This window comes from Micromonospora sp. NPDC005174, assembly GCF_040608495.1.
Classification (GTDB): Bacteria; Actinomycetota; Actinomycetes; order Mycobacteriales; family Micromonosporaceae; genus Micromonospora.
This window is the reverse complement of the sequence record NZ_JBEXIJ010000030.1, coordinates 13758-36450: the sequence shown is the minus strand read 5'-3', so window position 1 is coordinate 36450 and position 22693 is coordinate 13758. Positions and strand designations below refer to the sequence as shown.

The 22693-nt window shown below is 73.0% G+C and carries 20 protein-coding genes; 12 read left to right on the top strand and 8 right to left on the bottom strand.

Annotated features, from left to right (window positions below; translation table 11 throughout):
- Nucleotides 1-49 precede the first annotated feature (49 nt).
- The 5 genes from ABZU91_RS26290 to ABZU91_RS26270 all read left to right on the top strand — a co-directional run bounded on the left by ABZU91_RS26290 (nucleotide 50) and on the right by ABZU91_RS26270 (nucleotide 4459).
- Nucleotides 50-1273: a histidine kinase gene (locus ABZU91_RS26290; RefSeq protein WP_355245686.1), complete on the top strand. Its 1224-nt coding sequence runs from the start codon at nucleotides 50-52 to the stop codon at nucleotides 1271-1273.
- A complete protein-coding gene (locus tag ABZU91_RS26285) occupies nucleotides 1270-1932 on the top strand; it encodes a response regulator transcription factor (RefSeq protein ID WP_355245683.1) in 663 nt (220 codons plus the stop codon). The genes ABZU91_RS26290 and ABZU91_RS26285 overlap by 4 nt, the downstream gene beginning before the upstream one ends.
- Before the next feature lie 102 nt (nucleotides 1933-2034).
- Nucleotides 2035-2931 carry an alpha/beta hydrolase gene (locus ABZU91_RS26280; RefSeq protein WP_355245680.1) on the top strand — a complete coding sequence of 299 codons (897 nt, stop codon included), beginning with the start codon at nucleotides 2035-2037 and terminating at the stop codon, nucleotides 2929-2931.
- The gene (locus tag ABZU91_RS26275) at nucleotides 2928-4181 is read left to right on the top strand and encodes an acyltransferase family protein (RefSeq protein WP_355245677.1); all 1254 of its coding nucleotides are present in this window, start codon (nucleotides 2928-2930) and stop codon (nucleotides 4179-4181) included. Before ABZU91_RS26280 ends, ABZU91_RS26275 begins: the two co-directional genes overlap by 4 nt.
- Nucleotides 4182-4246: 65 nt before the next feature.
- Entirely contained in the window at nucleotides 4247-4459 is a 213-nt protein-coding gene (locus ABZU91_RS26270) for a hypothetical protein (protein ID WP_355245674.1), read from the top strand.
- A gap of 73 nt (nucleotides 4460-4532) precedes the next feature.
- Here the strand turns inward: ABZU91_RS26270 and ABZU91_RS26265 are convergent, their stop codons facing one another.
- From ABZU91_RS26265 to ABZU91_RS26255, 3 genes are read right to left on the bottom strand one after another with little or no spacing between them, the layout of a single operon-like run.
- Entirely contained in the window at nucleotides 4533-5483 is a 951-nt protein-coding gene (locus tag ABZU91_RS26265) for a VWA domain-containing protein (RefSeq protein ID WP_355245671.1), read from the bottom strand.
- Nucleotides 5480-6481 (bottom strand): DUF58 domain-containing protein, encoded by a 1002-nt coding sequence (locus tag ABZU91_RS26260; protein ID WP_355245789.1) that lies wholly within the window; start codon nucleotides 6479-6481, stop codon nucleotides 5480-5482. Before ABZU91_RS26260 ends, ABZU91_RS26265 begins: the two co-directional genes overlap by 4 nt.
- Complete coding sequence (locus tag ABZU91_RS26255) at nucleotides 6460-7566, bottom strand: MoxR family ATPase (RefSeq protein WP_355245668.1); 1107 nt, start codon at nucleotides 7564-7566, stop codon at nucleotides 6460-6462. The genes ABZU91_RS26260 and ABZU91_RS26255 overlap by 22 nt, the downstream gene beginning before the upstream one ends.
- Nucleotides 7567-7807: 241 nt before the next feature.
- Here ABZU91_RS26255 and ABZU91_RS26250 point away from each other — a divergent pair, with 241 nt between their 5' ends.
- From ABZU91_RS26250 to ABZU91_RS26240, 3 genes are all read left to right on the top strand, one after another.
- Nucleotides 7808-8038 carry a hypothetical protein gene (locus ABZU91_RS26250; protein ID WP_355245665.1) on the top strand — a complete coding sequence of 77 codons (231 nt, stop codon included), beginning with the start codon at nucleotides 7808-7810 and terminating at the stop codon, nucleotides 8036-8038.
- A 351-nt stretch (nucleotides 8039-8389) separates the two neighbouring features.
- A complete protein-coding gene (locus ABZU91_RS26245; RefSeq protein WP_355245786.1) occupies nucleotides 8390-8929 on the top strand; it encodes a PH domain-containing protein in 540 nt (179 codons plus the stop codon).
- Between the two features lie 43 nt (nucleotides 8930-8972).
- Nucleotides 8973-10478 carry a PH domain-containing protein gene (locus ABZU91_RS26240; RefSeq protein WP_355245662.1) on the top strand — a complete coding sequence of 502 codons (1506 nt, stop codon included), beginning with the start codon at nucleotides 8973-8975 and terminating at the stop codon, nucleotides 10476-10478.
- 150 nt (nucleotides 10479-10628) lie between these two features.
- Here the strand turns inward: ABZU91_RS26240 and ABZU91_RS26235 are convergent, their stop codons facing one another.
- A complete protein-coding gene (locus ABZU91_RS26235) occupies nucleotides 10629-11678 on the bottom strand; it encodes a phosphatase PAP2 family protein (RefSeq protein ID WP_355245659.1) in 1050 nt (349 codons plus the stop codon).
- A gap of 138 nt (nucleotides 11679-11816) precedes the next feature.
- On the opposite strand from ABZU91_RS26235, the gene ABZU91_RS26230 reads away from it, so the two are divergent.
- Together ABZU91_RS26230 and ABZU91_RS26225 are read left to right on the top strand one after the other, a co-directional pair.
- A complete protein-coding gene (locus ABZU91_RS26230; RefSeq protein WP_355245656.1) occupies nucleotides 11817-12221 on the top strand; it encodes a hotdog domain-containing protein in 405 nt (134 codons plus the stop codon).
- Nucleotides 12218-13048, top strand: coding sequence for an MBL fold metallo-hydrolase (locus ABZU91_RS26225; protein WP_355245653.1), 831 nt, complete (start codon nucleotides 12218-12220; stop codon nucleotides 13046-13048). Before ABZU91_RS26230 ends, ABZU91_RS26225 begins: the two co-directional genes overlap by 4 nt.
- Before the next feature lie 105 nt (nucleotides 13049-13153).
- Here ABZU91_RS26225 and ABZU91_RS26220 read toward each other — a convergent pair whose 3' ends face one another.
- The 3 genes from ABZU91_RS26220 to ABZU91_RS26210 all read right to left on the bottom strand — a co-directional run bounded on the left by ABZU91_RS26220 (nucleotide 13154) and on the right by ABZU91_RS26210 (nucleotide 17244).
- Complete coding sequence (locus ABZU91_RS26220) at nucleotides 13154-14980, bottom strand: alpha-galactosidase (RefSeq protein ID WP_355245650.1); 1827 nt, start codon at nucleotides 14978-14980, stop codon at nucleotides 13154-13156.
- Between the two features lie 88 nt (nucleotides 14981-15068).
- Complete coding sequence (locus ABZU91_RS26215; RefSeq protein ID WP_355245648.1) at nucleotides 15069-16004, bottom strand: PfkB family carbohydrate kinase; 936 nt, start codon at nucleotides 16002-16004, stop codon at nucleotides 15069-15071.
- A 94-nt stretch (nucleotides 16005-16098) separates the two neighbouring features.
- Nucleotides 16099-17244: an XdhC/CoxI family protein gene (locus ABZU91_RS26210; RefSeq protein WP_355245645.1), complete on the bottom strand. Its 1146-nt coding sequence runs from the start codon at nucleotides 17242-17244 to the stop codon at nucleotides 16099-16101.
- Nucleotides 17245-17619: 375 nt separating this feature from the next.
- Between ABZU91_RS26210 and ABZU91_RS26205 the strand changes: the two genes are divergently transcribed.
- A complete protein-coding gene (locus ABZU91_RS26205) occupies nucleotides 17620-18768 on the top strand; it encodes a lytic polysaccharide monooxygenase (protein WP_355245642.1) in 1149 nt (382 codons plus the stop codon).
- 87 nt (nucleotides 18769-18855) lie between these two features.
- On the opposite strand, the gene asnB is transcribed toward ABZU91_RS26205, so the two are convergent.
- Nucleotides 18856-20817, bottom strand: coding sequence for an asparagine synthase (glutamine-hydrolyzing) (gene asnB / locus ABZU91_RS26200; protein ID WP_355245640.1), 1962 nt, complete (start codon nucleotides 20815-20817; stop codon nucleotides 18856-18858).
- Nucleotides 20818-20950: 133 nt separating this feature from the next.
- Between asnB and ABZU91_RS26195 the strand changes: the two genes are divergently transcribed.
- Entirely contained in the window at nucleotides 20951-22432 is a 1482-nt protein-coding gene (locus ABZU91_RS26195) for an aminopeptidase P family protein (protein WP_355245637.1), read from the top strand.
- Nucleotides 22433-22693: the final 261 nt, after the last annotated feature.

Sequence of the window (22693 nt, the reverse complement as noted above, 5' to 3'; positions counted from 1 at the left end):
ACCTGCGGGGGCACGCCTGGTGGCGCCCTCGGCCCGTAGCCTCCGGGTGGTGAGCCGGCAACCGATCGCCGTGACCCTCGGCGCCCTGCGGCAGACCCTGTGGGGCCTGGACGCCCCACCCGAACGGTCGGTGCTGGCCCGGTGGCCCAGGCTGGCCCGCTACGCCGCCCCGGTGGGGCTGCTCGCCGCGCTGGGCCTGTTCCTCATCACGCTGACCGTGGAGAGCGAGTGGGGCCTGCCGACGCCGGTCGCGCTGCTGTTCGCGGCGATGACCGTGGCGCCGCTGCTGGCGCTGCCCCGGTTTCCGCTGCTGGCCTGGCGGCTGACGGTGGTGGCTCTGCTGGTGTGCACGTTCAACGCGCCCGCCGACCAGGCCTGGCCGTGGACCCCGCCGCTGGCGCTCGGGTCGGTCGCGGTGCTGGCGGTGGTCGTCGCGCGGGTCGACCGGCCGGTGCTGGCCTGGGTGGTGGCGATCAGCACGGTGCCGGTGTTCACTCTGGTCCACCCCGACAACCGGGTGCCTGTCCTGCTGCTGTTCGGCGCGCTGGCGATCGTCGGCGACCTGTACCGACACAACAGGTTGTCCCGGCGGGCTCTGGCGGCGCAGACCGAGCTGAGCGAGCGGGAGCAGGAGCGTCGCGCCGTCCTGGAGGAACGCACCCGGATCGCCCGCGAGCTGCACGACGTGGTGGCGCACCACATGTCGCTGATCGCCGTGCAGGCCGAGACCGCGCCGTACCGACTCGGCGACGTGCCCGCCCCCGCCGCCGCGGAGTTCGTCGCCATCGCCGGCTCGGCCCGCGACGCGCTGACCGACATGCGGCGGCTGCTGGGGGTGCTCCGCAGCGAGGCCAGCGGGCCGCAGACCACCCCGCAACCCGACCTGGCCGACCTGGGCGCGATGGTGGACGCGGCCCGTCGTGCCGGGCTGCCGGTCACCCTGGAAGCCGGCCCGTCGGGGCCGGTGCCCGCACCGGTCGGCCTGGCCGCGTACCGCATCGTCCAGGAGGGCCTGGCGAACGCGGCCCGACACGCGCCCGGCGCCGCGGTGCGCGTCACCGTCCGTTCCGGTCCGTCCGGTCTGGGAGTACGCGTCGACAACTCCCCGCCCGACGTCCGACCGACCGTCGACGGCAGCCCGGGACACGGGCTGACCGGCATGCGGGAGCGCGCGACCTCGCTGGGCGGTACGTTCACCGCCGGACCGTTGCCTAACGGCGGGTACGCCGTGGTGGCCGAACTGCCGTACGAGGTGGGGAGCGCAGACGCATGATCAAGGTGCTGATCGCCGACGACCAGGCGATGGTCCGTCAGGGCTTCGGCGCGCTGCTCGCCGCCCAGCCGGACCTGCTCGTGGTGGGCGATGCCGCCGACGGCGCGCAGGCCGTGGCCGCCGCCCGCCGGCTCGACCCGGACGTGGTGCTGATGGACGTGCGGATGCCGGTCCTGGACGGGTTGGAGGCCACCCGCAAGCTGCTGGGTGACCGGTCGGCACAGCGCCCCCGGGTGCTCATCCTCACGACGTTCGACCTCGACGACTACGTGTACGAGGCGCTGCGGGCCGGTGCCAGCGGCTTCCTGCTCAAGGACGCCCCGGCGGCCGATCTGGTGCAGGCGGTACGGGTGGTGGCGGCCGGGGACGCGCTGCTCGCCCCGGCGGTCACCCGCCGGCTGATCGCCGAGTTCGCGGCCCGCCCGGACCGCCGCCGGCCCCGCCCCACCGACCTGGCCGGGCTGACCCCCCGTGAGACCGAGGTGCTGCGGTTGATCGCCCGGGGCCGCAACAACGCGGAGATCGCCGGCGACCTGGTGGTGGCCGAGCAGACGGTGAAGACGCACGTCGGGCGAATCCTCGCCAAGCTGGGGCTGCGTGACCGGGCCCAGGCCGTGGTGCTGGCGTACGAGACCGGTCTGGTCGCCGCCGGCGAGTAGCACCGGAGAGCCACCCGCAAGGCGGCTCCCCGGCACGACGCCCGCGACCCGTACGCCACCGCACTCTCCCTCCGGACGACATTCCGGAAGGGGAGAACGCGCATGCGACGACGAGGTGCCGCCCGTGTGGCGCTGAGCGCACTGCTCGGCGTGAACCTGATTCTGCCCAGCAGACCGGAGCCGGTCGCGGCTGCGGGGTTCGTCGAGGCGTACCCGGTGACGGCGGCGGCGATGCGCGCGGCCGGCCACCCGTACGCGGACTGGGTGGCCGACGGACGCCGGTTCCTGACCTTCGACGCGCGCGGTGACGGCCGCGCGGTGGAGGTGCTCGGCGACCTGGCCGACGCGGACCGGATCGCGGTGCTGGTGCCGGGGGTGGGCAGCACGCTCGCCGACTTCGACCGGGGGCTGGGCGGGGTGGCCGGGCGCGCGCCGGCGGTACAGGCCGCGCAGCTGTATCGGCGGCTGCGCTCGACCGACCCGTCGGCGCGGGTCGCGGTGCTGGCCTGGCTCGGCTACGACCCGCCCGACGGGGTGGTGGCCGCCGTCAGCGACGCGAGCGCCCGGCGCGGGGCGGTCGGGCTGGCCGGACTGCTGCGGGAGCTGGCGACGCGGCGTCCCACCGCGACGATCACGGTGATCGGGCACAGCTACGGGGCGCTGGTGGCGGCGCTCGCGGCGGCGCACGCCCCGGCGCAGGTCGGCGACGTGGTGAGCCTCGGCGGTGTCGGCGCGGGGGTGCAGCGGGCCGACGAGTTGCGCGACGGCCTGCGGTTCTGGGCGGCCGAGGCGTCCTCCGACTGGATCCGCCGGGTGCCGGGGGTGCGGCTGCCCGATCTCGGGTACGGGCGTCGCCCGGGCGACCCGGCGTTCGGCGCCCGGCCGCTGCCGGTGGACGGGGTGTCCGGGCACGACGGCTACCTGGCGACGGGCAGCGCCACGCTGGGCGCGCTCGCGGAGGTCGTGCTGGGCACCGGGCCGGTCGAGGAGGCGCGGTGAACCGCGACCGGGCGGTCGACGCGCTGCGGGCGTACGCGATCGGTGGGGTCGTGCTCGGGCACTGGCTGGTCACCGGTCTGGTGCTGGCGGGGGACGGCGGCCTGCACCAGGCCAGTCCGTTGGCCACGCTGCCCGGCCTGGCCCCGGTCACCTGGGTGTTGCAGACGCTCGGCCTGTTCTTCTTCGCCGCCGGCTTCGGCTCGGCACGGTCGCTGGCCGGGCACCGGGGCGGGTGGGGCGGCTGGCTGGCCCGCCGGACGCGTCGGCTGCTGCTGCCCGCGGTGGCGCTGCTCGGCACGGGTGCCGCGGTGTTGCTGGCCGCCACGGTGGCGGGGGCACCGGACGACACGCTCGCCGTGGGGCTGCGGCTCGCGGTCAGTCCGCTGTGGTTCCTGGCGCCGCTGCTGCTCCTCGTCGCGTCGAGCGGCCCGCTGCGCGCGGCCGTACGCCGATGGGGGGTCACACGCTGCGCGCTGCCGGCGGTGGCCGTGGTGGCGGTGAGCGACCTCGTGGTCCGTCTGCTGCCGGACGGTGTCACCGTGCCGCCGGTCAGCGTGGTGGCGGCCTGGTCGGTGCCGTACCTGCTCGGCCTGGCGTACGCCGACGGGCGGCTGGGTGGACGGCGGACGGCCGCCCTGCTGGCGGCGGGCGGGGGCGTCACGCTGGCCGTGCTGCTGGCGGCGGGTTACCCGGTCAGCGCGGTCGGGGTGCCCGGGGCCGGGGTGTCCAACCTCAACCCGCCGTCGCTGCTGGCGGTGGCGCTCGCGGTCACCCAGGTCGGGGTGGGCCTGCTGGCCCGACCAGGGTGGGAGCGGTTGCTGGCCCGACCGCTGCCCGCGCGGGTGGTGGGCAGGTTGAACAGCGATGCCGTGCGGATCTACCTGTGGCACCAACCGGTGCTGGTCGGGGTGACCGCGCTCACCGCACGAGGCGGCCTGCCCCTACCCGGGCTGCACACCGCACCGGACGGTCCGGGGTGGCTGCTGGCCCGGTGCTGCTGGCTGCCGCTGCTGGCCGCGGTGCTGGCCACGGTGGTGCGTACGGGTCGCCGGAGCGGGTCGACGGACCGCCCCGGCGGGTCGCGCCGGCCGGGCGGTGGAGCGCTCGCCGGCCGGTCGGCCGAGTGCGTGCCCGCGCCGACGCAGGTGTACGATCATCGACGTTCGGACCGGGCCGACTTTCAGGAGGTGATCGCTGTGCGAGATAGCGATCCTCCCAGTCGTGGCCGGGCCGATGGTCAGCCCCGCTGAGCCACGACTCAGTCTGGCGAGCTGACCCCGCTCCGCTCCCCCACCACCTCGGCGAACGCCGTGGTGTGTGCCGCACCGTCCGGTCACCGGACGGTCGCCGGGAGCCGCCCGGTCACGACTTCGTGTGCGCGTCCCCACCCCCTGCGGTCCGCCCCCGCACGCGGACCGTCCAGCCGCCACTCGGAGTTGTCATGAGCCGCTACGTCGCCCCGCTGGGCTTCACCCTCGCCGCCGTCTGGGTGGCCGTCGTCTTCGTCCTGGCCGGCGGCGGTCACTGACCACCACCGGCCGTCCCTCCCCTGGCCGTTGCTGACCCGGTCGGCTCAGGTCATCCGCTGACCCGGCCTTCGGTCAGAGCATCCGCGACGACCAGAGCAGGCTGAGCGCGCCGGCGCAGAGCGCCAGCAGCAGCGCCACCCCGGCGTACCACTGCGTCACCTCGCGCGGCTCGGTGCGAAAACCGATCGAGCTGCCCATGTCCTGGTAGACCTGCTTCAGCTCGCTCACCGAGGCAGCCTCGTAGAAGTAGCCCTCGGTGGTCTCGGCCAGCTCGGCGAGGGCCAGCCGGTCCACCGGCACCCGCTGGAGCTGCCCGCCGATGTCGACCTGACCCGTGTCCGTGCCGAACGCGATGGTGGAGACCGGCACGTTGGCCGCCTGCGCGGCGGCGGCCGCCTCCTCCACCGACCGGCCGGAGGTCCGGAAACCGTCCGACAGCAGCACGATCCGCGCCGGTGGGACACCCGCCGCACCGTCGGCCGGAACCGACCGGATCGCCTCCAGGCAGGTGAACACCGCCTCGCCCGTCGCGGTCGCCTCGGCCAGCACCAGACCCTCGATCGCGGCGGTCACCGCGTCCCGGTCCTTGCCCGGCGGCACCAGCACGTTCGCCGCCTTGGCGAACGAAACGAGGCCCAGGTTGTAGCTCTCCGGCAGCTCGGCCACGAACTGCTTCGCCGCCTCCTGCGCGGCCTCCAACCGGTTCGGCGCCACGTCGTCGGCCTGCATCGACAGCGACACGTCGATGGCGAGCATCACGGTCGCCCGCTCCAGCGGCTCCTTGGTGTCCATCGCCGGCCGAGCCAGGGCCGTGGCGAGCACCAGTAGGCAGAGCAGGAACGCGGTCGCCGGGACGTGCCGCCGCCAGCCGAGGCCCTTCGGCGCGACGGTACGCAGCAGGTCCACGTTGGTGAACCGCATCGCGTACGCCCGGCGGTGCAACTGCCGCCACACGTAGAACGCGGCGAGCGCCAGCACCGGCAGCACGGCCAGCAGCCACCACGGTTGCAGAAAACGGATCATCGTGTCGTCCCCCGGGTACGCGCGTGCCGCTGCGCGGCCACGAAACGCACCATGTCCAGCAGCCAGTCTCGGTCCGTACGCAGACGCAGGTGGGCCGCGCCGGCACCGCGCAGCGCGGCGGCGATCGTGGCCCGTTGGGCGGCTGCGGCCTCGGCGTAGCGCTGCCGCAGCCGGGGGTCCGCGGTCTGCACCTCGTGCAGCTCACCGCTCTCCGGGTCGACCACCGGCAGCACCCCCACGTCGGGCAGCTCCAGCTCACGCGGGTCGACCACCTCGATCGCCAGCACGTCGTGCCGTACGCGCAGCTTGCGCATGGGCCGGGCCCACTGCTCGGCCGGTGCCAGGAAATCCGAGACCACCACGGCCACCCCGCGCCGCCGAGGCGGGCGGTTGAGCATGTCGACGAGTGCTCCCAGGTCACCTCGACCGGGCTGGATCGCCGTACGGGCGACGGTACGCAGCAGGCCCTGCGCCTCCTTGCGACCGGAGCGGGCCGGCAGGCGGGTGAACGCGCCGGGACCGGCCGGAGGCGGGCCACCCCGCCAGCGCCGCGCCGGCGCGGACGCGCCGCCACCGGTGCCGATCACCGCGCCGATGCGGTTGCCGCCGCGCACGGTCAGGTGGGTGATGGCAGCGGCGGCCGCCACCACCACCTCCCGCTTGAGCCACTGCCCGGTGCCGAAGTCCAGACTGGCCGAGAGGTCCAGGGCCAACCAGGTCTCCAACTCCCGGTCCGCGACCGTCCGCCGCACGTGCGCGGTCGTGGTCCGCGCGGTCACCGGCCAGTCCATCCGGCGTACGTCGTCGCCGGGGCGGTACTCCCGCGACTCCCCCGCCTCGCTGCCCGGCCCGGGGAGCAGGCCGGCGTAGTCGCCCTGCAGCAGACCGTCGAGCTTGCGGGTGACCAGCAACTGGAGTCGGGACAGCACGGCCTCGCTGCGGTCGGCCAGAGGGGCGGGTCGAGGGGTGGGTGAGGTCACGGCCGCTGCCCGGGCCAGCCCGCGCCAGGCGGTGGGACGGTCGACGGCGGGGTGGCCTGCTGCCGGGGTGCGACCGACGGGAGCGGGATGGTCGACATCACCCGCTGGACGATGTGATCGGCCGGCACGTCGTCGGCGAGCGCGTCGTAGCTGAGCACCAACCGGTGCCGCAGGATGTCCGGGGCGATGTCCTGCACGTCCTGCGGCAGGGCGTAGTCGCGGCCCCGCAGCAGCGCCAGCGCCCGGGTGGCCCGGACCAGACCGAGCGAGGCGCGCGGGCTGGCGCCGTACTGGATCAGCTGGGCGACGTCCGGCATGCCGTGCTCGGCGGGCGCGCGGGTGGCCAGCACCAGACGTACCGCGTAGTCGACAAGCGCGTTGTGCACGAAGACCTGGTCGGCCTTGCGTTGCAGGGCGATCAACTCGGGGGTGTCGAAGACCGCCGTCGGCTCCGGCGCGGCAACGCCCATCCGGTAGACGATCTCCCGCTCCTCGGCGTCGGTCGGATAGCCCACGACGATCTTCATGAGGAAGCGGTCCCGCTGGGCCTCCGGCAGCGGGTAGACGCCCTCCTGCTCGATCGGGTTCTGGGTGGCCATCACCAGGAACGGGTCGGGCACCCGGTGGCTCTCGCCGCCGATGGACACCTGCCGCTCGCTCATCACCTCCAGCAGCGCCGACTGCACCTTGGCCGGCGCACGGTTGATCTCGTCGGCGAGCAGGAAATTGACGAAGACCGGGCCCAACTCCACGTCGAACTTCTCGCTCGACTGCCGGTAGATCCTGGTGCCCATGATGTCGGCCGGCACCAGATCCGGGGTGAACTGCACCCGGGCGAAGGACCCGCCGACGACCTTGGCGAGGGTCTCCACGGCCAGGGTCTTGGCGACGCCGGGCACGCCTTCGAGCAGGCAGTGGCCGCGGGCGAGCAGCGCGACGAACATCCGCTCGACCATCCGGTCCTGGCCGACGATCACCCGTTTGATCTCGAACAACGCCTTCTCCAGCAGGGTGGCGTCCTGCGCGGGCGTGGTCACCGGGGCGGGCGCCTGCGGTGCCGCCCCGTTCGGCGTCGGGGCGTCGGGCGTGGTCGGCTGGGCCACCGGTCCTCCACAGCGTTCGTCGGTCGTCGCGGCTGATGCGGTATCAAGACTCGCATGCCTTCCTGAGTGCCGAGGTGGGGAGAAGCCGAAATTCGCCGCGCCGTCCCGACCACCGAATCGCGCGTCACGGGTGGACAGGGACCGGGCCGCCGTGTGTACGATTCATCCCGTCGCCGGGCGGCTCCCCCCGTGGCCGCCCGGCGCTCAAACTTTTCCGTCCGGCCGCCCTAGACTGGCCCGGATGAGCGCCCCCACCCCTGCCGACGAAGCCCTGGTCTGCTCGGCCCGGGGCTGCCGCGCCCCCGCCGTCTGGGCGCTGGAGTGGAACAATCCCCGCCTGCACACCGCCGATCGGCGCAAGACGTGGCTGGCCTGCGCCGAGCACCGCGACACCCTCGGGGCGTTCCTGGACGCCCGGGGCTTCCTCCGTACCGTCACTCCGGTGTCCGGATCGCCTACCCTCGACATGTGAGCGAGCGATGAGGCACAGCAGCGTGGCGTCTCGCGCGGCGGCGCGGGACGCGCAGAACGGATCCCATCGGTGAGCGCGGAGGACCGCGCCGAAATCCCGACCTCCCCCGACCCCGACGCCCCACCGGCCCTGCCCGGCCCCACCGCCCCGACCCGGGCGACCTCCCCAGCCGCTGCGCCGCCCGGCGTCGCGCCGCCGCCCGGCGCATTCCCCGCGCCCGGCGCATTCCCCGCGCCCGGCACGCTCGGCCCGGACCCGTCTCCCCCGGACGTGTCGTCGCCAGCCCCGTTGCCCCCGAACGCCGTTCCCCCGTCCGACAGCCACCACGACGTCCCCTCGTCGCCGCCCGACCTGCCGCCCCCCGGGCTCCTGCCGGCCGGGCGCGACCCCGCCGGGTCGAGACACGGCCCGTTGGAGCCGTGGCCGGACACCGTCCAGTGGCAGCCGATCTCCGCCGACCTGATCTGGGTGGAGCTGATCCGGCTCGCGCTCGTGGTGGCCGTCGGCCTGGCCGTCACCGCTATCGGCTGGGCGCTGAGCGGCCACTGGCTGTTCGGTCTCGCCCTCGCCGTCGTACTGGTGCTCGGCGCGTGGCGGGCCACTGCCATCGTCCGGGCCGTACGCGCCTGGGGCTACGCCGAGCGCGACGACGACCTGCTCGTGCGCCACGGGCTGCTGGTCCGTCGGCTGTCGATCGTCCCGTACTCCCGCATGCAGTTCGTCGACGTGAGCGCCGGCCCGCTGGAACGCGCCTTCGACCTGGCCACCGTGCAGTTGCACACGGCCGCAGCCGCCAGCGACGCACGGGTACCTGGCCTGCGTCCGGCCGAGGCGTCCCGACTGCGCGACCGGCTCACCGCGCTCGGCGAGGACCGGGCGGAGGGGCTGTGACCGGCCGCGCGGGCGACCGTCGGCGACGCCGGGAGCCGGCCCGATGAGCGAGAGCCCCGTCGAGCCGGGCACCCGACCGCCACCCTCCGACGGCGGCGCGTTCCCGCCCGGCACGCCACAGCCGGTCGGACCACCGCACCCGCTCGGACCACCGCAGGCCGCTGGGTCGCCGTACCCCGTCGGGCCGGCGCAGGCGGTTCAGCCCTGGCCGGCGCCGGGGGGCGGCGGTGACGGCGAGCCTCGGCAACGGCTGCACCCGCTCAGCCCGCTGCTGCACGGTGCCAAATCTTTGGTCGTGGTGATCGCCGGCCTGTCCTGGTCGACACTGTCGCGGGTCGGCTTCGGTTGGTTCGCCGCCATGGTGGTGGTGCTGGCGCTCGGCGCGACGGTGCTGTCGGTGATCAGTTGGTACAACACCGGCTACCACGTGGTGGGTCGTGAGCTGCGGGTGTACGAGGGGCTGCTGTGGCGGCGTACCCGGGCGATCCCGTTGGAGCGGTTGCAGGCCGTGGAGGTGGTCCGGCCCCTGCTCGCCCAGCTCACCGGCCTGGCCGAGCTGCGCCTGGAGGTCGTCGGCGGGGGCAAGACCGAGGCGCCGCTGGCGTACCTCGGGGTGGCCGACGCGGCCCGCCTGCGCGCGCGGTTGCTGGCGCTCGCCGGGCGGACGGCGGCACCCGACACCACCGCGCCCGCGACGCCGACCGAGGCGGCGACGGCCGTGCCGGGCCGGCCACTGCATGCGGTACGCAACAAGAACCTGCTGGTCAGCCAGTTGCTCACCCCGCAGGCGTTCCTGCTCCCGTTCGGTGTGGCATTCGTCGTGGTGCAGTTCGTCACCGCCGGGTCGTGGTCGTTCATCGCGGTGGCCAGCACGCTCACCGCGATGGCCGGTGTGCTGCTGCAACCGATCCGCCGGGTCCTCGACGACTGGAACTTCCGGCTGGCCCGCGACGGCGGCACCCTGCGGGTGCACAACGGCCTGCTGGAGACCCGGGCGCAGACCGTGCCGCTGGACCGGGTCCAGACCGTACGGGCCACGTGGCCGCTGTTGTGGCGGGTCAACGACTGGCTGCGACTGAGGTTGGAGGTGGCCGGCTACTCGATCGCGGAGGCCGACGACCGCAACCGGCCGGACCGGCTGCTGCCGGTGGGCGACCTGCCGACCGCCACGATGATCGTCGGCGAGGTGCTACCCGGCGTACGCCTGGACGCGCTCACACTGAGCCCGCCACCGCCCCGGACGCGCTGGCTGCACCCACTCGGACGCGGCGCGCTCGGTGCGGGCCTGTTCGAACGGGTCTTCGCCACCCGGTCCGGGCTGCTCACCCGGGAGTTGGCGATCGTGCCGTACGCGCGGATCCAGAGCGTGCGCGTCGTGCAGGGGCCGGTGCAGCGTCGGCTGGGGCTGGCCACCGTGTACGCGGACACGGCCGGCGGCTCGGGCGCGGCGGCCCAGGACCGTGACCTCGCCGAAGCCTGGTCCCTGGCGGCCGAACTGACCACCCGAGCAACCGCCGCCCGCCACCAAACCCCAGCCCCACCCCGCTAACCACCCCACCCCCACCCAACCCCAACCCCGCTCCACCCCGGTTGATCATGAAGTTATTGCCCCGACACGCCGGCGCGAGGAGCAATAACTTCATGATCACCGGGGAAGGGGCGGAGGCCGGAACCGGGCGGGGCCGGGACGCGGGGCGGGTTAGTGGTTGGCCGGGATGGGCGGGGTTGGGGTTTCGGTGGGTGGGGGTGGGGGTGGGGGTGCGGTCGTGACGGGTGTGGTGGGGGGTTGGGTGGCGCGGTGGGCGCGCCAGGTCCTCCAGCCGCGCTCGGCCAGGCCGACCACCAGGTAGGTCAGCCCGACGTACGTCCAGCCCACCAGCACGTCGATCACGTAGTGCTCGCCGGAGTAGACCAGGGTGAAGGTCATCGCCAGGGGGTACGCGAGCAGTAGTGGCCACCACCGGCGACGGGTGGTGTGCAGGAAGAACAGGACCACGAACAGCGCCCACGCGGTGTGCAGCGACGGCATCGCGGCGACCGGGTTCGAGGCGATCTGGCCGGCGTTGAGCACGTTGCCGGCGCCGTGCATGCCGAACACCTTCCAGCCCCGGGTGGAGATCCGGGCGACCTCGGTGAGCAGGCCGTTCTGCGCGGCCCACCACGGCGGGGCGGCCGGATAGATGAAGTAGGTGGCCAGCCCGGCGGCGCACAGGAAACCCCAGCGCCGCATGTAGGCGGCCCAGCGGTGCCGGTCGCGCAGCCAGAGGACCGCGGCGGCGGCCAGCGCCACCACGAAGTGCGAGAAGTACACCCAGCTCGCCGCGATGTCCCACCAGTGCACCTGCGGGCGGTACAGGTGCTCCTGCAGCCAGACGGTGGGCACCTCCCCACCGGTGGCCCAGCCGAACATGAACCGGTCGGCGACGATCAACTCCATGGCGTGCGGGGTGGCGCCGTTGTCGGCGAACCCGCGCGACAGGTTGTACGCGGCAAGCAGCAGCACCACCGGTACCCAGTCCCGGGCGAAGCGCAGGTGGCTGCGCCACGGGCGGTCGCTGTGCCAGGCGATGGTCCCGAGCCAGATCCAGACGAAGGCGTACGCCGGGTCGGTGGGTAGACCGATGCCGAGCCACGCGGCGACGAAGGCGACCGCCCAGATCGTCATGGCGACGATGCGCCGGCGGCCCGCTTCCGGGGACGCGGGTGGGTCGGTCCGGGCGGGGGGCTGGGGGTCAGTCACGACGGCCATCGCGGTCAAGGTTAACGACGGCTACGGCATCGACCGACGGGTACCACCCGTCGAGGCGCCGCACGGGTGGAGGGTGGGCGGCGCCGGGATCGCCGGGCGGGTCTTCGGCAGGCTCGGGGAGCACCTAGGCTGGCGACCATGCAGGAGCAGCCCGAGCCGGCCTTCGCGCCGGGTCTGACCGCCCAGGTCGAGCTGATCGTCACCGACGCGGACACCGCCCAGGCGGTCGGTTCGGGGGACGTACCGGTGCTGGGCACACCCCGGGCGCTCGCGCTCGCGGAGGCCGCCACCGTCGCGGCCACGGCCAGCGCGATGCCGCCCGGGTCGACGACAGTGGGCATCCGGGTCGAGTTGGAGCATCTCGCGCCGACGGTGGTGGGCCGCACGGTACGGGCGCAGGCGCTGCTCGCGACGGTCGACGGTCGACGGTTGTCGTTCGAGGTGACCGTCGCCGACGGCGACCAGACGGTCGCGCGGGGCCGGGTGGACCGCCTCCTGGTGGACCGGCAACGCTTCGTCGACCGGGCCGGGCGGTCGTCGTGAGCGCCGGGTTCGTCGAGGTCGCCGACCGGGTGTACGTGCGGGACGAGCCCCTGCTGCGGGTCAACGTCACGCTCGTCGTCGGCGACGACGGGGCGCTGCTGGTGGACACGCTCTCCTCGGCCGGGCAGGCCGCCGAGCTGGCCGAGGCCGTCCGGGCGGTCACCGACCGTCCGCTGACCCTCGTCAACACGCACCACCACTACGACCACTGCTTCGGCAACGCCATCCTGGCCGGCGACCCACCACGCCCGGTGTACGCGCACGAGCGGGCCGCCGCCGCCCTGCGCGACGAGCCGGAGCGGCTGCGCCGGGAGGCGTACGAGGAGGTGCGCGCGGAGCACCCGGAGCTGGCCGCCGATCTGGCGGACACTCCGCTGCTGGCCCCGACGCACACGGTGCACACCGAGACGACGCTCGACCTGGGTTCTCGACGGGTGGTGCTGCGGCACCCTGGACGTGGGCACACCGACGCCGATCTGGTGGTGCACGTGCCCGACGCCGATGTGCTCGTCGCCGGCGACCTGGTGGAGCAGAGTGGTCCGCCCGCCTTCGAGGACTCGTACCCCCTGCAGTGGCCGGACGCGGTCGCGGACCTGCTGCGGCTGACGACCGCGCGCACGGTCGTCGTGCCGGGTCACGGCGATCCGGTGGACGTCGATTTCGTGCGCGCCCAGCACGCGGAGCTGGTGCGGCTGGCCTGGCTGATCCGGGCCGCGCACACCGGCGACGCGCACCCGGAGCGGGTGGCCGCCGAGGCGCCCTTCGGTGCCCGAGCGGCCCTGATCGCCGCCCGCCGCGGCTACCGGGAGCTCAACGGCGAAAGCTGAGCGCCCAACCCCCGCCGATCTTGCACTTCCTGCGGCGACATAGCCCCGGATAAGGGACATATTGTCAACAGGAAGTGCAAGATCGGCGCGAAGGAGAGGGCGGAGCTAGACCCCCGTGCGGCGCCACTGTTGGTTCGTGCCGGTGGTGCAGGTGGACTGGACGGCGCGGGCGCCGTCGGTGGTGGCGGCGTTGAGGATGGTCAGGCACTTGTTGCTGTGCCTGGCGATGAGCTGTACCGCGCCCGTGCCTGGGTCCTGCACGCGCCACTGCTGGTTGGTGCCGCCGTTGCAGGTCCACTGGGTCACGCGGACGCCGTCGCCGGTGGCGCTCGCGCCGCCGTACACGTCCAGGCACTTGCCGCTGTGCGCGCTGATCACCGTCTGGTAGCCGCCGCCGGCGTCCTGGAACCGCCACCGCTGGTTGGGCTGCCCGTTCGCGGCCCACTGCACGATGTCGGCGCCGTCGTTCGTCGCGTTGTTGGAGACGTCCAGCAGCTTCCCGCTGTGCTGGGCGGTGAGGGTGTACGCGGACGGCACCGGCACCGTGGTGCCCGGGGTCAGCCGGTACAGCCCGGCACCGTGGGCCGGCAGGGAGCGGGTGAGCGTGCCGTTGACCGTGCCGAGGGACGCGCCGGACCACAGGTCGGTCACGGTGGCCGATCCGATTCCGAGGTCGGCCAGGTTGACCGAGACGTTCGCCGCGCTGCTCTCGCGGTTGAACAGGGCGACGTAGCGGTCGGTGCTGCCCGGCACGTCGGCGGTCCATACCTGCCGCGTGCCGCCGGAGAGCTGACGGTTGTTCGCGCTGTTCTGGTCGACGGCCAGGACTGCGGCGTTCGTCATCAACGCCAGATCCGAGGCGCGGTTCTCCACCAGGTTGCCGCCCCACATCAGCGGCGCCCGGTTGATCGCCCAGAGCGTCATCAGGGTGCGCTGCTCGTCCGCGCTCAGGTTGGAGTAGCGCGGCGATCCGACCGGCCCGTACTTGGAGAGGCGGCCGATGGGGATCATGTCCGGGTCGGGCCACGCGCCGGTGGCGCGGTACGGGGTCCAGTTGCGGAGTTGGTCGAAGAGGGCGTCGACGGACGACCAGTTGTCCCACAGGTCGTTGACGATCCGCCACATGTGCGCGTTGGCCTGGACGTGGCCCCCACTGGCCAGCGGGGTCGCGCCCGGCGACAGGCTCAGCACCATGGGACGGCCGCTGTGCTGGATGGCCAGCTTGTAGCCCTCGATCTCCGCCTGGCGATAGGTCGGGGCGGCGATGTCGTCCACCTTGACGAAGTCGATCCCCCAGGACGCCAGCAGTTGGAACACCGAGTCCAGGTAGCTCTGCGCGCAGGGGTTGGACATGTTGAGGCCCCACATGAGGTTGAGCCAGGCCGCCGTGGTGCTGTTGTTGATCTGGTTGGCGCGGCAGGTGGTGCCGAGGATCGGGACGTTGTCGGCGACCGCCTGGCGGGGGATGCCCCGCATCAGGTGGACGCCGACCTTCAGTCCCTGCGCGTGGATGTAGTCGGCCAGGGGCTTGAACCCGTTGCCGCCCGCCGCGGAGGGGAACCGGGTGGTGTCGGGCAGCAGCCGCCCGTTGCCGTCCATGCCGAGCCGGGGTTGCAGGTTCGAGTCCTGGTTGGGGCTGTTGTTGTGTCGCCCGGGGTAGTACCAGGCCCAGTCGATCACCACGTACTGCCAGCCGACCTGGCGCAGGTTGGTGGCCATGTAGTCGGCGTTGGCCCGTACGTCGGCCTCGGTGACGCTCCAGTTGAACGAGTCGTAGCTGTTCCACCCCATCGGCGGGGTGCTGGCTGTCTCGTTGTCCCAGGCGAGCGCCCGCTCCGGCGGACTGGCTGCCACGCCGATTGCGGCCACCAGGACGACGACGAGGATGGCGGCGAGGCGGCGGAATGCCGGTGGTACCAGGACGAGTCTCATCGGAGCCTCCCGGATAACACGCTGGAAATAGGCAGACGCCGATGTTAACGTTCACATAACGTGGCCGTCAACCAGTCGTCACCGCTCCTCAGACGCCGAAGCGGCGCTCGACGTCGGCGCGCGTGGGCATGGCGGTGGCCCCGCCCGGCGACTCGCAGACCAGGCCGGCGACCCGCAGCGCGAACGCCACCGAGTCCACCCAGCCGGCCGGGTCGGCCGGCTCGCCGTCGCGCAGCAGGCCGGCGATCAACGCGGCCATGACCGAGTCACCGGCGCCGGTGGCGTCGACGGCGTCGACCTTCGGGGCCGGCACCCGCACGGGGTCGGCCTCGGCGGCGGCCAGCACCGCGCCGGCCGCGCCGAGCGTCACGACCACCGTGGAGGCCCCCAGCTCCCGCAGGTACGCGGCCACCCCCTCGACCGGCTCACCCGGATACAGCAGCCCGGCATCGGCGCTGCTCAGCTTGACCAGGTGCGCTCCCGCGGCGAACTCCGCCACCACCCGTCGCAGCCCGTCCAGCGCGGCCGGCCCGTCGAGCAGTCGCGGGCGGACGTTCGGGTCGAGGACCCGCAGACCCGTGGCGAGTGACCAGGCCCTGCGGGCGGCGGCCAGCGTGCCCGGCTCGAGCAGCACGATCGAGCCGCAGTAGAGCACGTCGGCGCCCTCGGTCAGCGCCAGGTCCAGGTCGTCCGGGCCGAGCAGCCCGTACGAGGGTGGCTCGCCGTAGAAGCGGAAGTCCGGTTCCGGGCCCGCGTACGTCACCACCGCGAGCGTGGTCGGCACGGGCACCGTGACCGCCCCGGCCAGGCCCACCCCGACCTCGGTCAGGAAGCCGCGGATCCGCCCGCCCAGCGCGTCGTCGCCGAGCGAGCCGACGAACTGCGCCGCCCCGCCGAGGCGGGTCACCCCGACGGCGACGTTGAGCGGGCCACCACCGATGGCCTGCCGGTAGACCCGTTCCCCGTCGAGTTCGCTGTCGAGCAGGTCGACGAGCGCCTCGCCGAGCACCAGCGCGTACCCCATCGGAGTTCCCCTCGTCGTCCGCGGCCGCGACGGCCGTCTGCAACCAGGCTGGCACAGCGCGCGGCCCGGCGAGCGGCGAAGGCCCGGGCCGCGCTCAGCCCGGGTGGTGGATCGGTCCGTCGAGCGCGGCCAGGGGGCGTCCGCTGCCGCCCCCGCGGGCGGCGACGATCTGCGCCGCCACGCTGACCGCGGTCTCCTCGGGGGTACGACCACCGAGGTCCAGCCCGATCGGCGAGGCGAGCCGGTCGAGTTGCTCGGGGGCGAGCCCCGCCTCGCGGAGCAGCTTGTGCCGCTCGTCGTGGGTGCGCCGCGAGCCCATCGCGCCGACGTACGCCAGCGGTTGGCGCAGGGCCAGCTCCAGCAGCGGCACGTCGAACTTCGGATCGTGGGTGAGCACGCAGACGACGGTGCGCCGGTCGACCCGGCCGGCGTCGACCTCGTCCCGCAGGTAACGGTGCGGCCACTGCACCACCACCTCGTGCGCCTCCGGGAAGCGCCGGCCGGTGGCGAAGACGGGCCGGGCGTCGCAGACGGTCACCCGGTAACCGAGGAACGCGCCGATGCGGGCCACCGCCGCCGCGAAGTCGATCGCCCCGAAGACGATCATCCGGGGCGGGGTCGCGTACGCGGCCACGAACAGGCTCAGGCCGCTGCCCCGGCGCTGCCCCTGGTAGCCGTACCGCAGGACGCCGCTGTGCCCGGCGGCGAGCAGCCCGCGCGCGTCGTCGACCGCGGCGTCGTCCAGCCGGTCGTCGCCGAGCGAGCCCGTCACCTGCCCTGCGGTCAACACCAGCCGACGGCCCAGCCGCCCCGCCGGATCGGCCGACGCCGCGGTATCTCCCGCGTCGGCGGCCACGCAGGTGACGACCGCGGCCGGTTCGCCGGCCTGCCGCGCGGCGGCGACCACGTCGAGCTGCGCCAGGGCGTCGTCGTCGAACCGTTGGACGAACACGTCCAGCATGCCGCCGCAGGTCAGGCCCACCGCGTACGCCTCGTCGTCGCTGACGCCGTAGTGGACCAACTCCGGTACGCCGGTGTCGAGCACGTGGCGGGCCCGCTCGTAGAGGTCCGCCTCGACGCAGCCGCCGGAGACGCTGCCGGTGACCGACCCGTCGGCAGCGACGAGCATGGCGGCCCCGGGCGGCTGCGGCGCGGATCGCCAGGTGGCGACCACGGTGGCCAGGGCGACCGACTCGCCGGCCCGGCAGCGGCGGTGCAGCTCGTCGAACACGTCGGGCACGCGCTGCCGCCTCCTTCGTCTGCTCGGACGGCCGTCGTCGCCGTAGGAAGGCAGACCATCACTATAGGAGAGAACGGGCGGGGCCGATCGGAGGACGGACAAGCCCGGCATGGGTGCCCGCCGCGATTGACACATCGAGGACCGACTATTGCGCCGGCGACGGGCGGCGTGGTGGGATGACGCGTACCGGGCGGTGCGAGGGCTGCCGCGCCACCGGTTGCCGGGTTGGTTAGACGCGAGGGCACCGGTCCAGGACAGGACCGTCGATGGCGCGTGTCCCCCGGCCGATCTTCTGCCGGGGCGCGCCAGGGTGATCGTCGTATCCGCTTGCGGCGGGGCGGCCCAGGCGGCACGCCTCCCGAGTCAGGAGAACCCGTGAACCGTTCCCGTACGGCCGCAGTGCTCACCGCGGCCCTGACCTTTGCGCTGGGCGCCGTAGCCCTGGCGTCCAGTCCACAACCGGCGGCCGCGCACGGCGCGGCGATGACGCCGGGCAGCCGCACCTACCTCTGCTGGCAGGACGGCATGAGCCAGACCGGCGAGATCAGGCCGAACAACCCGGCCTGTGCCGCCGCCGTGGCGCAGAGCGGCACGAACTCGCTCTACAACTGGTTCAGCGTGCTGCGCTCCGACGCCGGTGGCCGTACCACCGGCTTCATTCCGGACGGTCAGCTGTGCAGCGGTGGCAACACCGGCTACCGGGGCTACGACCTGGCCCGCACCGACTGGCCGCTGACCCACCTGACGTCCGGCGCGCGGTTGGACTTCAAGTACAGCAACTGGGCGCACCACCCGGGCACCTTCTACTTCTACGTGACGAAGGACAGCTGGAGCCCCACCCGCGCGCTGGCCTGGAGTGACCTGGAGGAGCCGTTCCTGACGGTGACCAACCCGCCGCAGCGCGGCGCGGTCGGCACCAACGACGGTCACTACTACTTCAGCGGCAACCTGCCGTCGGGCAAGAGCGGCCGGCACATCATCTACTCCCGCTGGGTGCGTTCGGACTCGCAGGAGAACTTCTTCGGCTGCTCCGACGTGACGTTCGACGGTGGTAGCGGTCAGGTGACCGGTGTGGGTCCGGGCGGGTCGAACCCGACCACCCCGCCGCCCACCACGCCTCCGCCGACCACCCCGCCGCCGACCACCCCGCCGCCGACGACTCCCCCGCCCACCACGCCGCCGCCGACCACCCCGCCGCCGACCACGCCTCCGCCGTCCAGCGGTGACTGCATGGCCGTCTACAAGGTGACCAGCACCTGGCAGGGCGGATTCCAGGGCGAAGTCACGATCATGAACCACGGCAGCACGCCGTTCTCCGGCTGGACCGCGAGCTGGACCTGGCCCAGCGGACAAGTGATCAACCAGGTCTGGAATGCCACCCAGACGACGTCCGGCGCCTCGGTGACCGCGACGAACGTCCAGTACAACGGCACGGTCGCGCCGGAAGGCACGACGTCGTTCGGCTTCCTGGCCAGCAGCACGGGAACGAACAGCCTCCCGACGGTCACCTGCGCCCGTCGCTGAGGTGCCCTGAAATGATCAAGAGGTTTGCGTCATCCGGAGCGCTTCCGATGACGCAAACCTCTTGATCGACAGGGTGGGGTCCGTGGGTCAGCGGACCATGGAGCCGACCACCGGCTTCGTCAGCAGGGCCGACTGGTTGCGCTGGATGCCCGGGTCGAGCGTCTTGGCCACGAAGATGGCGTGCCAGATGCAGAAGATCAGCACCGTCCACACCTTGCGGGAGTGGTCGGCCTCCTCCCGCTTGTGCTCGTCGAGCAGCCGCAGCGCGTACGACAGGTCGAGCAGGTCACCCGCGCCGGAGGTGCTCAGCACGTGCCGGGCCCACTCGTACATCTCGCCGCGCAGCCAGACCCGGGTGGGGGTCGGGAAGCCCAGCTTCTTGCGGTTGACGATCGCCGGCGGGACGACGCCCTGCAACGCCTGGCGCATCGCGTACTTGGTGGCGTCGGAGCGCGGCGGCAGCTTCAAATCGACCGGAATCTTCGCCGCGACGTCGAAGACCTCCCGGTCGAGGAACGGCACCCGCACCTCCAGCGAGTGCGACATCGAGATCCGGTCGGCCTTGACCAGGATGTCGCCGCGCAGCCAGGTGTAGAGGTCGACGTACTGCATCTTGGTGACGTCGTCGAGCTCGGTGCACTCGGCGTAGATCGGGGCGGTGACGTCCGTGTAGCGCACCGAGGGGTCGTAGCGGCGCATCAGGTGCTGCTTCTCCTCCTCGGTGAACATCCGGGCGTTGCCGTAGTAACGCTCCTCGATCGGGGTGGTGCCGCGCTCCAGGAAGCTCTTGCCCTTGACGCCCTGCGGAATCGCCTTGGAGACCGCGCGCAGCCCCTTCTGCACACCGCCGGGCAGACCGTTGACGCTGCCCAGCGACAGCGGCTCCCGGTAGATCGTGTAACCGCCGAAGAACTCGTCCGCGCCCTCGCCGGAGAGCACCACCGTGACGTGCTCGGCGGCCTTCTTCGCCACGAAGTACAGCGGCACCAGCGCCGGGTCCGCCACCGGGTCGTCCAGATGCCAGACGATCTTCGGTAGCGCGTCGATCATGTCCTGCGGACCGATCTTGGTGGGAATGGTGGTGACGTCCAGGTGCCGCGCCGAGTCCTGGGCGACGTCGATCTCGGAGTAGCCCGGGACGTCGTAGCCGACGGTGAACGTCAGGATGTTCGGGTTGAACTCGCGGGCCAGCGCGACCACCGCTGTCGAGTCGATGCCGCTGGACAGGAACGAGCCGACCGGCACGTCGGAGCGCATGTGCATGCGCACGCTCTCGCGCAGCGTCTCCCGGATCTCGTGGTAGAGCTTCTGCTCGTCGTCGACCGGCGCGGGCCGGAACACCGGCCGGTACCACCGCCGCACGTCGATCCGCCCGCCCGGGGTCCAGGTCAGGTACTCCCCCGAGCCGATACGGCTGATGCCCTTGTGCAGCGTGCCGGGCTCCGGCACGTACTGCAGGGTCAGGTAGTGGCTCAGGTTGGCCGCGTCGACGCCCGCGTCGCCCTGGTAGTTGCTGTGCGCGAACGGCAGCAGCGCCTTCTTCTCCGACGCCAGGTAGAGGCCGTCGGCGGTCTCCAGATAGTGCAGCGGCTTGATGCCGAAGTAGTCGCGGCCGCCGAACGCCCGCCGTTCCTGCCGGTCCCAGATGACGAAGGCGAACATGCCGCGCAGCCGGGTGAGCACCTGCTCGCCCCAGTAGTGGTAGCCGGCGACGATCACCTCGCCGTCACCGGCGGTCGCGAACTGCGCCCCGAAGTCCCGGATCAGCTCGTCGCGCAGCTCGATGTAGTTGTAGATCTCACCGTTGAAGGTCAGCAGGTAACGGCCGTTCGCGTAGGGCAGCGGCTCGTGGCTCGACGCGACGTCGATGATGGCGAGCCGCTTGTGGGCGAACACTCCGTCCGCGTACCGGCCGGACGCGTCGCCGACCACCTCGACCCCTGTCTCGTCGGGGCCGCGGTGGTGCAGGCATTCCAATGCTCCGGCGATGTGGTCGCGGTGCGCGGCGGCATTGCCGTTCGCGCTGAAGAAGGCCAGGAGTCCGCACATGGTGGTCATCTTTCCACGCGGTCTGTCGGCCCGTCGCAGCCGTCCGTCGTTCCGGGCCGCTCCCGGCCGCCACCACCGCGAACCGGGCGCGCGGTACCGTCGGGACCAGCCACGAGCGGAAGGGAGCGGCCCCATGACCGAGGAACGCACCGACGGTACGCCGACAGACGGCACGGAATCGCACGATCCGGACTTCCCGGAGGCGTTCCTGTCGTTCATGCGGCAGGGCTGGCGCGACACCGAACTCCCCGTCGCGCCCCGTCCCGAGGTCCCCAACTACGCCAAGCGGCGCGCCGCGCTCTCCGCCGCCTTCCCGGGCGAGACGCTTGTCATCCCGACCGGTGGCGAGAAGGTCCGCGCCAACGACACCACCTACCCGTTCCGGCCGGGCAGCGACTTCGCCTACCTGACCGGTGACCACGACCCGGACAGCGTGCTCGTGCTGCGCCCGAACGGCTCGGGGCACGACGCGACGCTGTACATGCGGCCCCGCTCGTCGCGGGAGACCGACGAGTTCTTCCGCAGCCGACACGGTGAGCTGTGGGTGGGCCGGCGACACACCCTCGGCGAGAAGTCCACCGAGCTGGACCTGCCCGCCGCCGACCTGACCGGCCTGGAGGCGGCGCTGGCCGACCTGGCGCCGGCGCGTACCCGGGTGTTGCGCGGTTTCGACGCCCAGGTGGACGCGGCCGTGCGGTCCTACGACGGACCCCGCGACGAGGGCCAGCCGGCCCGCGACCGGGAGCTGGCCATCGCCCTCTCGGAGCTGAAGCTGGTCAAGGACGAGTGGGAAATCGCCCAGCTCCAGGACGCGATCGACGCCACCGTGCGCGGCTTCGAAGACGTGGCCCGCGTCCTGCCGGCCGACCGGGCCGTCTCCGAGCGGCTGCTGGAGGGCATCTTCGCCCTGCGCGCCCGCCACGACGGCAACGACGTGGGGTACGGCTCGATCGTCGGCGCCGGCGAGCACGCCACGATCCTGCACTGGGTGCACAACCACGGCGCCACCCGTCCGGGTGACCTGCTGCTGATGGACATGGGGGTCGAGGGGCGCAACCTCTACACCGCCGACGTGACCCGGGTGCTGCCGGTGAACGGCCGGTTCACCGCCCTGCAACGCCAGGTCTACGACATCGTGTACGCCTCGCAGCAGGCCGGCATCGACGCCATCCGCCCGGGCGTGAAGTTCAGGGACGTCCACCTGACCTGCATGCGGGTGCTTGCCGAGGGCCTGGCCGAGCTGGGCCTGCTGCCGGTGAGCGTGGACGAGGCCATGGACGAGAAGTCCTCGGTCTACCGGCGCTGGACGCTGCACGGCTTCGGTCACATGCTCGGCATCGACGTGCACGACTGCTCGAACGCCCGTAAGGAGACGTACCGCGACGGCGCCCTGGGCGAGGGCTACGTGCTCACCGTCGAGCCGGGGCTCTACTTCCAACCCGAGGACGAGCTGGTCCCGGCGGAGCTACGCGGCATTGGCATCCGGATCGAGGACGACGTGCTGGTCACGGCGACCGGCGCGGTGAACCTGTCGGCGGGCCTGCCACGCACCTCCGACGACGTGGAGACCTGGCTGGCCGAGCAGCGCGAGGCCGGCCCCCGCCTGCCCGCCTGACCCGCGCGCGACACCCTGGCTCGGGCCGGACGCTCTGGCGTCCGGCCCGGCCCCATTTCCGGCCGCCCGTGGCACGTCTGTCCACCGCCAGATCGCCGACCTTGCGGTATCCAGCCGCCCGGATACAGCGACATCGGCGCAGCGGTGTGGATCATGCGACGACGAGCGCCCCTCGCCCGGCCACCCAGGCGCGCCTCGGGTGGCCGTTTGGGCTGCCTACATCTCTTCCTGCCGACCCGGTCCGTTAGCGGGCGCGTGCCC